This window comes from Okeania sp. SIO2C2, assembly GCF_010692625.1.
In the GTDB taxonomy this organism is placed as follows: Bacteria; Cyanobacteriota; Cyanobacteriia; order Cyanobacteriales; family Microcoleaceae; genus Okeania; species Okeania hirsuta.
Map to the genome: position 1 here is coordinate 29,536 of NZ_JAAHGM010000016.1, position 13,006 is coordinate 42,541.

The window sequence follows — 13,006 nt, forward strand, 5'->3', positions numbered from 1 at the left end:
CATAATGGAAAAACTGCGCTCATATATAGTAGAAAAAAATCCCGAAAAATCAGCTTTACCCTCAGCCAAGAAAATTTAACTACCAACAAATTTCAGAAATAAGTATCGCATCGCTAAAAATCATCAAATCCAGAAAGATTCAACAAGGAAATAAGAAAGTATACTGAATTATCATCCCCAGGCAACCTCAAAAAAAATTCTAACTTTTTACAGTAAAAGTAATAGAGCAGTTGTAGATGAGCAAGTAGCGATCGCCTCAAAAATAATCAATGGGTAAATAGATTGAATAGATGGAAAAAATAAGTCAAAATTTACTCTGTCTCTGAATTGAAAAATCTCAAAAAATGGAAGATCTACCTTGACATAGAATACTTGACAAGATATGATAAGCATAATGGAAAAGGTCTGCTCATATATAGTAATAATTGAAGGGCAAAAAAACCAGAAAAATCAGCTTTACCCTCAGCCCAAAAAAATTTAACCACTAAGAAATTTCCGGAATAAGTATTGGATCATCAAATCTCAAGAAAAAGGAGATTTAACTGAGACATATAAATTTACTATCAAAGCCAAAATATGTAATTAAACATCTGTGCTAAAAATCATCAAATCCAGAAATATCCAACAAGGAAATAAGAAAGTATACTGAATTATCATCCCCAGACACACCTCAAAAAAAAATCCTAACTTTTTACAGTAAAAGTAATAGAGCAGTTGTAGATGAGCAAGTAGCGATCGCCTCAAAAATAATCAATGGGTAAATAGATTGAATAGATGGAAAAAATAAGTCAAAATTTACTCTGTCTCTGAATTGAAAAATCTCAAAAAATGGAAGATCTACCTTGACATAGAATACTTGACAAGATCTGATAAGCATAATGGAAAAGGTGTGCTCATATATAGTAATAATTGAAGGGCAAAAAAACCAGAAAAATCAGCATTAGCATTAAGTAATTAATTTTATTCGCTGAAATTTTGACAATATTACAATATGGGCTTTTTAGCTCTAGACTATATGTAATAAATTTTGCATGACTACTTATAAACCAAATAAATTAAGATAAAACCCTTAATCATATTTATTTTTTCCCTACTAATTCCAAACTTCCATCAAATCTAAAACAAATCCAGGTAACACATCTTCCCCAGATAAACTATTAGGATTTTTCAAAACTTCTACTTCCTGATTTTGCCGATAAATTTCTACTTTCAGATTTTTACTATCAATCAACCAACCCAATCTTGCACCATTTGACTGATACTCTTTCATCTTTTTCTGTAACCTGGAAAAAGTATCATTTTTAGAACGTAACTCTACAACAAAATCAGGGCATAAAGGCGCAAAAAATTCCTGTTGTTCGCGAGTTAAAGCATCCCATATTTCTTGTTTTACCCAGGCAGAATCGGGGGAGCGACTACTACCATTAGAAAGATGAAAACCACTAGAATAATCAAATATTTTACCTAATTTTGTTTGACGTTTCCATAACCAAAGTTGCCCTAAAATATTTGAGTTTCGATTTCCCGTATCGCCTCCTTTTTGTGTCGTAACAATTAACTTTCCTTTAGCTATTCTTTCTAATTGCAAATCCCGGTTAAATTTTGCTAACTCAACAAATTGTTCGTGAGTAATTTTGAGATTAATTTTTTTCGGAATATTAACCGCTATTGTCTGAATTGAATTAGTCATCACTATAATTTTTTACCTTTTCCCTTATAGGTTTAATACCTCACTGTCAGCGGGGGTGCAAATGCTGTTGGTGGGGTGATAATTCCTATTGACCGCATTCTCTCGACTCCTGAGGACTGACTCCTGACTCCTTCTTCAACCTTGCTGAAGATAATTATTAAACTGTTCCCGTAATTGTTCAATTGTCAAATTCTGCATCCAATATTCTACCAAAGCGTGACCAAATGCCCAAGCATTCCGGTCTGGTGAAGAAGGATTTTCTAATAACAAAGGCCAAAGTGCCAGTAAGTCAAAACTACCTAAATTTGTATCCCCACTTAAGAGGGAAAATAAGTCGTAAGCCATTTGTAACTTACCAATAACCACAGGCAATTCTTCCACCGGAATTTTTTCTGCCAACAAATAAGCTAAAGTTGGCGAACCCGTTGTCAAAGTAGAAACGAACTGCAACACTGGACTCTTTAACAAAGCAGTTAACCCCTGAGTAGTCGCCATTTGGAAAGTGTAATGGTCAATAATTTTAGCTGCTGCAACAGTACGAACTTCGCGATCACGCAAAAACCGAGCCAGACGTAATTGTTTAGCAGGAGCAATAGCTTCTAGCAAAGACATAGAAATAGCATCAACATTCCAAGCACCTCTATTACTTTTAATATCCCCCGTAACCACAGGCAAAACTTGATTACAAAAATCTCCAAATATTTCTGCGCGATATTGAGTCGCCTCCCGAATAGACTTTTCCTTTGCACCTTTACCCCAAACAAAATCATAAGGAGGTTGCCATTCTCGGATAGGTCGCAAACGGTCAACTTGCGTCACAATAACAATAGCTGGCAAATCAGCAATTTCCTGTTTCAATTCTTGGAGAAAGTCTACATCCATTTGTAGTGCAGGGTCGAGAGCAGGAGTTACCAGCAACAATAAATCTGCAGTTTCAGCATAGTCGAGTACAAGTTCCCGCAAGTCTGGGCGGTTTGCTTGCTCATAACCTGGTGTATCCCACAAATTGAGAATTTCTCCCGTTTGCTGCCATTGATAATTTTGAATTTTATCCGTACTAGGTAATACATCCACTTCAGCAAGGTCAGCTTGAAACAGGGTATTAATTAAACTACTCTTTCCTGCCCCAGTGCGCCCCACCAACAAAATATTCACAGGTTTTTGCTCCACAGTTTCAGCAGGTTGAGCTTGTTCGAGAATTTGTTCGAGGGTTTGAGTTTCTGCCTTCGGGAGAGTAGGAGCAGGAATAACAGACTCAGAAAATTCTAGGTTGTTGTCCCCGTAGAGAGCGATCGCTTGCTGACAGAGATTTCGCAATGCCACTTCCCGTAATATCTGACTGAAATTCATCAATAACTGTTGGTTTGCCTGGTCACTGTAACGCCGACTTGCTAGTTTAGCTGCTGCTGTTACTGGGTTAAGAAACCATTGTGCTAAACCCCAAGCTTGAAAAAGTTTCCGTGCTGAAGGTTCTAATTTGCGATAAATTTCATATCCCTGATACGCTTGACCGACAGTTATTTGATTCAAGGTTGGAGATAAATTTTGCATCCATCGATCCATATCATCAACTGTACCTCGAATTAAACCGTAAGCTTGGGGAATGTAGATATTGAGCAGAGGATATTTGCCCTCCGGATGGTAAGTATTAGCAACAGCAACTATTACTGCTTGACAACGTTGCCAAAATGTTTGCCAGTCTTCCCAAAGAGGAAGGTCGTTGCGGGATGATTTGAGAATTTCTTGCAGAGCAGTTTCTATCTGGAGAGTTGTATCGCTTTTTGTGGGTAGGGTTGTGGTGTCATCAGTAAATTCGATTTGTTTGTTAACTTTTGCCATTACCTCTTTCATTTGTTCAACTGTAGGTCGCGTCCATTTGACTAGCAACCAACGCCATCCCACAAACAGGAGGATAAATATGCCCCATATCCAGTTTATTCCCCACTGGTTGATTTGCATTCCGGCAGATATCATCAGGAAAGCTACAACACTAACAAGGGGAATAGCTAAAATTACTAATTGCCACAGTTTTAATCGTATCATTATATGTTATTTATTTGAGTTTATATATTCAAAAGTTTACCTTGAGTTTTTCCCTGTGGCAGTTTTATATAGAAATTCCCATGCTGGAGAGGTACAAAATTTTTGGTTCTAGGGAACAGGGAACAGGGAATAGAAGACAAAATTAAAAGAAGATAGCTTGGCATTGGCAAATCTCAGAATAGCTGTGGAATTAGACAAAAGTCTTACAGCGATTTTCATTTGGGTAAACCACAGTAGGGGCGATTCGCGTTTGCGGAGCATTCCGTAGGAAATCGCCCCTACACGATTTTTGCCTGTGAAGATGTGGTTCATCAATTTGAAAAGCGCTGTAAGGATTCGGCTAAGGAAGACTCTGATTTTAGTCATCTCTATTCAGATGAGCGATTTCAAGCCATTACTGCAACTGAACAGACTCAAGAATCAGTTCAATAATTGTTTTCTGAGTACCTGTACTGGGTGTGGTATTTAGATATAGCGCTATACAAATATGCTCAAGATGTTCTTCTGTTCCCTACTCCCTACTCCCTACTCCCTACTCCCTACTCCCTCAATAAAAAAATCAAGTAATGCCTGAGTTGTTTCCTCTGGAGCTTCCTCTGGCAAAAAGTGACCACATGGAAAAGCTTGACCGCGCACATCTATTGCTCTTTCTCGCCAAGTTTCTAGCACATCATAACATTTTTCCATCACCCCGCGCTTTCCCCACAACACAAGTAACGGACATTCTATTCTACTGTTAATATCTTCTGCATCATGTTCCAAATCAATAGTAGCTGCAGCACGATAGTCTTCACAAGTTCCATGAATACTGGCAGGGTCAAAACAACGAATGTATTCTGCTATAGCATTCTCGGTAAAAGCAGCTTGGTCATAACTCCACTGTTTTAGTTTGCTGACAAGATAAAATGCTGGGTCAGAACCGATCAGGCGTTCGGGAATATTGTAGGGTTCGAGCAGAAAAAACCAGTGAGAATAAGCAGTCGCCAGTTGTTGGTTGACAGTTTGAAAAATTTTCCTGGTTGGTACAATATCGAGAACTGCTGCTTTTTCCACACAGTGGGGGTGGTCGAGTAAAAGGCGATGGAGAACTCTACCTCCACGGTCGTGACCTGCTGCCAAGAATTTGGAGTAACCTAGAGCTGCCATAACTTCTACTTGGTCTTGGGCAGTCACTCGTTTGGAATAGGTGAGATGTTGAGGATCGGAGGGTGGTTTGTCACTATCGCCATAACCGCGTAGGTCTGTGCAGATGACGGTGAAGTGTTGGGCAAGAGCGGGAGCGACTTTGTGCCACATAATATGAGTTTGAGGATAGCCATGTAATAGTAGTAGGGGATAACCTTTTCCACCTTTGACTAAATTAATGGTGGCATTGGAAGTAGGAATTTTATGGTAGGTAAATTGTTCAAACATGAAAATTTATTTGAGTTATAGCGTTTCACGGAATTCAAAAGTCAAAAGTCATGCATTCAAAAGTTAGATTTTATCAGTTCAAAACTTTGATGCTACCGAAATTATTTAACATTTAAAGGAGAAAAGCGGTCGAGGGATGGTGAGGTCTTCTCGCCATATCAATGAGACCAAGAGAAAAGAAAAAATTTTCCTTAAGCGGTCAATCCTATCCGTTTTCAAGGAAAGGTAATAATTAATAATTAATAATTAATTGTTGAATCCCTTTCTATAGATTTTTGGCAATTTTCATCTACATCAGAGAATACTTTATGAGTAATTTGTACTTCTGGGTTAACTTCAATCCATAAATTTGTTTCTCCAGTATGATGAGAATTACGTTGAGAGGGTTGATAGATAATTTTGCAAGGTCCGAGAATATCAGCTTCATGGCATAAATGATGGCGATCGCCATGCTGAATATTAATTGCTGGTAAACAAGTGCCGTTTTGATGATTAGCATTGATAACGGTAGGCAATATCTGAATAACTGTTTTGCTTGTACGTTGTCCCTTATTCCAAGTACCATCAGGACCACGACTACCTGGAATAATTTCTGGTATCCCTTGACTATTAAGAGGAATTAGCCAAGATCGTCCTTTTTTATTAGCTCCCTTAATCCGACCTTCTTTCAGTAATACCCGCACCCTAGCAGTTGAGATATTTAGGAGAAAAGCTGCTTCTGTTGTACCTACTACCATCTTCAAAAACCATTACGAAACACTTATTTTATAAGTATAACGTATAGTAGGCAACAGGGAATAGGGAACAGGGAATAGAAGACAAATTTAGTAAGATAATTAATAAAGCTTTTATCCTCAACTAAAAGCAATAGCTGATAGCTGACGGCTTAATGCTTACCATTTCCCTTTTTTTCAAAATTTACAACTGATAACTGAAATAGCCCCTTCTTCCTTATTTTTTATACCAATTCATTTTAAAGATGTCACAAATAGTTTTGCTCCTTTAAATGTTAAATAAATTCCGTAAATTACTGTAGCATCAAAGTTTTTAACCGATAAAATCTAACTTTTAAATTTTGACTTTTGACTTATAACTTATTTTCTTCTTTCTTATACCAATTAATTTTAAAGATGTCACAAATAATTTTGCTCCTTTAAATATTAAATAACTGCCTTCAATAATTGATAATTGATAATTGATAATTACCTCTCTCCCTCTAAAAGGAAGAGGATTGAATCAAAGGAAAATTTTTTCTTGTTTCTGCTTAAAAGGAGAGGCTTTAAACCTTAATTATTCGGTAAATTACTGTAGCATCAAAGTTTTGCGCCGATAAAATCTAACTTTTAACTTTTGAGTTATAACTTACTTCCTTCTTCCCTCTTCCTTTCAAATCTAACTTTTAACTTTTAACTTTTAACTTTTGAGTTATAACTTACTTTCTTCTTCCTTCTTCTTTCTTCCCTCTTCCTTTCAAATCTAACTTTTAACTTTTGAGTTATAACTTACTTTCTTCTTCCTTCTTCCTTTCAAATCTAACTTTTAACTTTTGACTTTTGACTTTTGACTTATTTCCCTCTTCCTTCTTCAATAATTTGCATAAAAATCCTTTCTAGTGCAGATATATATATGGGGACAAAGATTAGGTCTAAGCCAAAATAGTTAGAACTTTGATAAGCTCGACTCATAACCTTCAACTGTTGTGATAGGAGAGCGATCGCTGTGGAGGACCAATTACAAAATCTAATTACCCAAATAAAGCAATATCAAAATCCGAGTCCAGCACGCCAGAAAGCTATTAATCATCTATTGATATTAATTCAACAACTCCCTGGACTATATAGTTCGTCCCACCAGGATTATCTGGAGGCTTTTAATCGGACATTAGAATGGGTCTGCAAAAATATTCAAAATTTTGAATCTCGGCCTCCTTCCTGGGAAAGAAGTTTTGTTGTCTGGATTAATGGTTATTTGAAATGGCGTATCCAAGACTTATATACCCCAGATAATAGATATGACAGTTTGGATAAACCTATTAGTAATGAAGGAGAAAATTCAACAACTTTAGGAGAAATTTTACCAGCTAATAGTCTAAGTTTACTAGAACAGAAAATTGCTGAATTGCAAAAAGCAAAACGTCAAAGACAAGGTGAGTATTTGAGGCAATATATTGAGACCGACCCAGAAGAAAAGCTCAGGTCATCTCATCCGAAAAAACATCCTGAATGTAATTGTCAAGTATTAGCAATTCAGTTGAATTTTACAGAACCACCAAAAAAAATAGCCGATATTTCCAGAAGTCTAAATATCAGTAACCAAACTGTTTATTCCCACTGGAAGCGCAGATGTATTCCATTATTAAGAGAAATCGCTAATCAATTTGGAGAAGAATTATGAGTATGACTTTTTCACAAGCATTAAAAGTTTTTTTGACCGCAGAAGCTCATGGTTATGCAGAGCTATTTGCAGCAGAACAAGCAACTCCTGAAAAAGGAAAACAAGTTTATCTAAATACTCTTGCTGTTGTGGCAGTTCAAAGTTATTTAAAGTGTTTAGGTATTCAGACCGCGATTCATCAAGGTGATTGTTGGCATCCTGGTTCAAGAGCAATATTTAATGTGGCTGATTTAGTTTTACCAAATATTGGCAAAGTGGAATGTCGTCCGGTATTTCCTGGTGAAAAAGAATTATTTTTGCCTCCAGAGGTTAACGATAACCGCATGGGTTATATAGCGGTTCAATTTGAGGAAGATTTAAACCAAGTACAAATATTAGGATTTGTTTCTGCCAGAAATATTGATAGGTTTCAAGATTCTATTCCCCTCACACAAATAGAATCTTTGGATGCTTTAATTGATGAAATTGATTGGTGTCAAAAATGGGTTAATTTAGGTCGGTGGTTTGAAGGTTTTTTTCCGGCAGAATGGCAAAGTTTACAGTCACTATCTACATCTACAAGAAGTTTAAGAGTTTCAAGGGATAGTATTTCTCAATCTCCAACGGATGATGTAAGTATTAGTTGTGGGAAAATTATTAATTGGGGTAGTGGAGTAAATGAAGAAGCTACAGAATTAGCGGTAAAATTGACGGATAAGTTTGAGGAGGAAATAGATATTTGTGTGCGACTTTCTACTACGAATAAAATTCCATTTTTACCTGCTGGTTTACGAGTACAAATATTGGATGAATCTGGTAATTCTTGTATGGAAGCTGAAGCTAGGGAAGCGGATGATTGGATACAATTAGAATTTGGTTGTAAACCTCAAGAACAATTTACTGTAGAAATGAGTTTAAATGAGCAAATAATTAGGGAAAATTTTGTAGTTTAAGAGTAAGTATTTCCTGGGTCATGCTGCGCAAATAGCTGTTAGCTGTCAGCTCTTATGATAAGATTTTAATTAATATAGACTTTAAAGCAAGCTTTGATAGTAGAATTTAATTCTGATTCAATTAGTAAAGCTTTTATCTAATACCAATTTCATAAAATATTGCAAAGCGTGAGGACACAGGGAACAGGAAACAGGGAACGGGGAACAGAGAAAGAAAAACATAAATATTAAAGAGGAAAAAAGGTGGCAATTTTATAATTTATCGAATTTATATTTTTTTCTTTTAGGAATAAATCACAAATTAAGATGTAACTGCCTTTTTTGAATTTGGTATAAAACTAAAAAAAAGTAATAGCTGATGGCTGATAGCTGACGGCTGAATGCTTAAATTTTAAGATGTAACTGCCTTTTTTGAATTTGGTATAAAACTAAAAAAAAGTAATAGCTGATGGCTGATAGCTGACGGCTGAATGCTTAAATTTTAAGATGTAACTGCCTTTTTTGAATTTGGTATAAAACTAAAAAAAAGTAATAGCTGATGGCTGATAGCTGACGGCTTAATGCTTACTTTTAAGATTATCGCAGATAAATATGGAAGCTATTAAAATTATTAAGATTAAACTTATAGATAGTGGTCAAAATGGGTTTCATGTGATTTTAAATTCAATAGGTGCTAATTTTGAGCCTGTTGATGGTTTTTTACCATGTCTACCTGCTGAATTAGAAAAATCTTTTAATCAATGGCAGTCAGCTTATTCTCAGTTAGAAGATGTCAGAAAAGTAGCAACTCGTATTAGTCCACAATCAGTAGTTAATTATTCTAGTTATGAGGAAAAAGAACAAGTTAAAATAACTCTTAATCAATGGTTGGATAGTGGCGATATTAGTTGGCAACCTGTACGAGATGAATTAATTTCTGTCTTAAGTTATCTAGGAAATTCTGATTCAGAAATTCGCCTATTTTTGGATATTCAAAATCCTAATTTATGTCGCATTCCTTGGCAAGAATGGAATTTATTTCAGTCTCGTTTTCCTCAAACAGAAATTGCTATTCGAGTTAGAGGTCAAAGAAAGTTTAGACGGCTTCGTAAATCTTCAAAAGTAAGGATTATTGCCATAGTTGGTAAGAGTGATGGTATTAATACACAGTTAGATTTAGAAGTAATTCAAAAATTAAAAGAAAAGGGTGCAGAAGTAAGATTTTTAAATCAACCAACGCAGGAAATTTTATCTGATGCTTTGCGGGAGGAACCTGGCTATCATATATTGATTTTTGCCGGGCATAGTTGTAGTAAAGAAGATGGTTCAATTGGTTGGATATATTTGAACGAGCGGGATAGATTAAGTATTAAAGAGTTTAAAAATTCTTTGAGATATGCAATAGATAATGGGTTGCAGTTGGCAATATTTAATTCCTGTGATGGTTTGGGTTTAGCAAATCAGTTGGCGGAGCTTGGTTTATCACGAATTATTGTCATGCGAGAACCTGTTCCTGACCTGGTGGCAGTGAAGTTTTTAGAGTATTTTTTCGCAGAATTTGCGAATAATCAATCTCTGTTTAAATCTATGAGAATAGCTCGAGAAAGATTAGAACATTTTGAATCTGAATATCCAGGGGCAATGTGGTTACCTACTCTTTGTATTCAAGAAACAGCTTTGTCTCATCCTTTGAGTTGGCAGCAGTTAATTTCTTCCAATTTATGGCAGAAAGTTATCAATAAATTTAAGCTGCCTTTAGGACTAACGGCAGGAATTTTATTGGTAATTTTGGCGATAAATTTAGTTAAAAATCAATTCACTGAAACTAAAATTATCGGGATACAACCAGAAATTTTACAAAATATTAGTCAGGGGGAAAAGTTGTTAATTTCTTCCGAGAAAAATCCGGCAAAAGAAGAAGGAATTGAAAAATTTTATAATGGTAACTTTGCTCAGGCGATCGCTCAATTTCGCCAGTCTCTCCAAGTCAAGAAAAATGACCCGGAAACTTTAATTTATTTGAATAATGCAATTGCTCAACAAAAATCTGCTACAAATATTGGGCAAAAGATAGAAATAGCAGTTAGCGTTCCTATTAGTCAGGAATCAGATATTTCCCAGGAAATTTTGCGAGGAGTTGCTCAAGCTCAAAGCGAATTTAATTGTGGTTTACCGGAAATTTCTCTGGCTATTAAAGATACTGAAAATCAACTAAATTGCTCTGGTAGCTTCAATGGTAAATTTTTAAAAGTTACTATTGCTGATGATGAATATCTACCAGAAACTGCAGAAAAAATTGCTCAAACCTTAGTAGCAAAGGCAGAAATTATTGCCGTTATTGGTCACTCTTCTAGTGATATGACTTTACAAGCAGGAGAGATTTATAACAAAGCAGAATTAGTAGTAATTTCTCCTACTAGCACTTCTATTCTTTTGAAAAATTTCGGTAAATTTGTCTTGAGAGTTGCACCAAACGATCATCTAGCAGCTCAAACTCTATGGAATTATTTGGAACGACAAAATTGGGCAGATAAAAAAATAGCAGTTGCCTATATACCTGGTAATATCTATAGTCAGTCTTTAACTAAAGAATTTAATAAATTACTGCCAGAAAAATTCGTATATAAGTGCAATATTTCGTCCGGGAATTTTAGTGCCAGTGACTGTGTAGAAGAAGCACAAAATCGAGGAGCAGAAATAATGTTTTTAGTTCCAGCTACAGACAGAACTTTGAGTAATGTTATCGGCATCATTAATAATGCTAAAGGATTGAAATTATTAGGTGGAGATTCTGTTTATAATCCCAGGGTATTAAAAGATGCAGGTCAACAAGCAGACCGAGGAAATTTAACCCTTGCTATTCCTTGGCATCGTCACCCTAATTCTCAATTTAGTCAAACAGCTCAAAAGTTTTGGAATGCGGAAATTAATTGGCGTACTGCTAAATCTTATGATGCGACTAAAACTATTATTAAAGCTGTAGATGAAATGATGGGTAATTATTCTCGTAAACAGTTACAAAGAATCTTATCTAATCCCGATTTTTCCCTAGAAGGAGTAACAGGAAAAATTAGATTTAGCGAGTCAGGCGATCGCCAGTTTATCGAGAAAGATAAACCAGTATTAGTTCAGGTAAAACCTCATGGTAAATCTGGAAAATATGAATTTGTAATTCTGGAGCAATAAATTACTATTTTAATTTATTTACTTAGGATAAAATGGGTGTATCTTGTATATGTAAAAATACTTTTTCCCTATATATTCCCTGTCGCCTGTTGCCTGTTGCCTGTTGCTTAAAAGCGATAAATTTTTGGCTTTATTCAAAATTGAGATGCACCCAAATTTTTGGCTTTATTCAAAATTGATATTTACCCGATAAAATGACTCAACAAAATATTTGGTATAAATTTATTCAGCGAGCCAAACTGCCCTTAGAATTGGCAGGATTATCCATTGCAGCTATTCTACTGCTCAAAGATGTAGACCAATTAATTAAAACCATAATTCCAGAGATTCCAAAAATTAATAGTAGCATTGGCGAAAAAACCATGTTTCCTTCTGGGAAAATATCCTCAGAAAAAAAATTAGGAATGGAAGACTTCAACAACAAAAGATTTAGTAGTTCTATTTACCAATTCCGCAAATCTCTGAATAGCTATAAAAATGACCCAGAAACAGTAATCTTTTTGAACAATGCCATTGCCAAACAAACAAAAATACTCAATAAAACTGGATAAATATTACAAATAGCAGTTAGTATTCCTGCTGATGGAGAACCTAATATTGCCCAGGAATTTTTGCGAGGAGTTGCTCAATTCCAAAGTTAATTTAATTGTGGTTTATCTGAAATTTCTCTGGCAGTTGAAGATACTCAAAGTCAACTAAATTGCCAAGGTAGCTCCAATAATACATTTTTAAAAGTCACCATTACTGACGATAAATACCAACCAGAAACAGCAAAACAAATTGCCGAATATTTAGTAAAAAAACGGGAAATTATTGCCGTTATAGGTCATTATTCTAGTGAAATGACTCTCCAAGCTGGACAGGTTTATAACAAACATAAATTAGTAGTAATTTCTCCCACTAGCACCTCAACTAGATTATCTAACTTTGGCAAATTTGTATTTAAAATTCCCCCTAGCGATCGAATTGCAGCCCAAACTTTATTCAACTATTTGAATCAGGAAATTTTTCTAGATAAAAATGTAGCAGTAGCTTATGTACAAAATAATGAATATAGTGAATCTCTGACTCGAGAATTTGAGATGCTACTGAAAATGAAAAAATTTGTGCAGAAATGTTATCTTGATGCTGGAAATTTCAGTGCCCAAGACTGTGTTGAACAGGCAAAAAATCAAGGTGCTGAAGCAATGTTATTAGTCCCTACTACTGACATTAGTCTGACTAATGCTATTGGAGTAATTCATAATGCTAAAGGATTAAAATTAATAGGAGGAGATTCTATCTATAATTATCGTGTTGTAAATGATGCTGGAGAAGAAGCATATCAGAATAATTTGATAGTTGCTATTCCTTGGCATCGTGACCCTAA

General features: G+C 35.4%; 9 protein-coding genes. 5 read left to right on the forward strand and 4 right to left on the reverse strand.

Annotated elements, in window-relative coordinates; translation table 11 throughout:
- Positions 1-1,093: 1,093 nt before the first annotated feature.
- From F6K18_RS15580 to F6K18_RS15595, 4 genes are all read right to left on the reverse strand, one after another.
- Positions 1,094-1,690, reverse strand: a complete 597-nt coding sequence (locus F6K18_RS15580) for a Uma2 family endonuclease (RefSeq protein WP_287522046.1) — start codon at positions 1,688-1,690, stop codon at positions 1,094-1,096.
- Positions 1,691-1,825: 135 nt separating this feature from the next.
- A complete protein-coding gene (locus tag F6K18_RS15585) occupies positions 1,826-3,733 on the reverse strand; it encodes a GTPase family protein (RefSeq protein WP_287522048.1) in 1,908 nt (635 codons plus the stop codon).
- Between the two features lie 525 nt (positions 3,734-4,258).
- Positions 4,259-5,146, reverse strand: a complete 888-nt coding sequence (locus F6K18_RS15590; protein WP_287522049.1) for an alpha/beta hydrolase — start codon at positions 5,144-5,146, stop codon at positions 4,259-4,261.
- Between the two features lie 239 nt (positions 5,147-5,385).
- The gene (locus F6K18_RS15595; protein ID WP_287522051.1) at positions 5,386-5,883 is read right to left on the reverse strand and encodes a helix-turn-helix domain-containing protein; all 498 of its coding nucleotides are present in this window, start codon (positions 5,881-5,883) and stop codon (positions 5,386-5,388) included.
- A 982-nt stretch (positions 5,884-6,865) separates the two neighbouring features.
- On the opposite strand from F6K18_RS15595, the gene F6K18_RS15600 reads away from it, so the two are divergent.
- The 5 genes from F6K18_RS15600 to F6K18_RS15620 form a co-directional block, all read left to right on the forward strand.
- Positions 6,866-7,540 (forward strand): hypothetical protein, encoded by a 675-nt coding sequence (locus F6K18_RS15600; RefSeq protein ID WP_287522052.1) that lies wholly within the window; start codon positions 6,866-6,868, stop codon positions 7,538-7,540.
- Positions 7,537-8,472, forward strand: coding sequence for a DUF1822 family protein (locus F6K18_RS15605; RefSeq protein WP_287522054.1), 936 nt, complete (start codon positions 7,537-7,539; stop codon positions 8,470-8,472). Before F6K18_RS15600 ends, F6K18_RS15605 begins: the two co-directional genes overlap by 4 nt.
- Before the next feature lie 591 nt (positions 8,473-9,063).
- Positions 9,064-11,637 carry an ABC transporter substrate-binding protein gene (locus F6K18_RS15610; protein WP_287522056.1) on the forward strand — a complete coding sequence of 858 codons (2,574 nt, stop codon included), beginning with the start codon at positions 9,064-9,066 and terminating at the stop codon, positions 11,635-11,637.
- A 194-nt stretch (positions 11,638-11,831) separates the two neighbouring features.
- A complete protein-coding gene (locus F6K18_RS15615; protein ID WP_287522057.1) occupies positions 11,832-12,188 on the forward strand; it encodes a hypothetical protein in 357 nt (118 codons plus the stop codon).
- A gap of 189 nt (positions 12,189-12,377) precedes the next feature.
- On the forward strand, positions 12,378-13,006 hold a 629-nt coding region (locus F6K18_RS15620; RefSeq protein ID WP_375341325.1), incomplete at its 3' end, for an ABC transporter substrate-binding protein.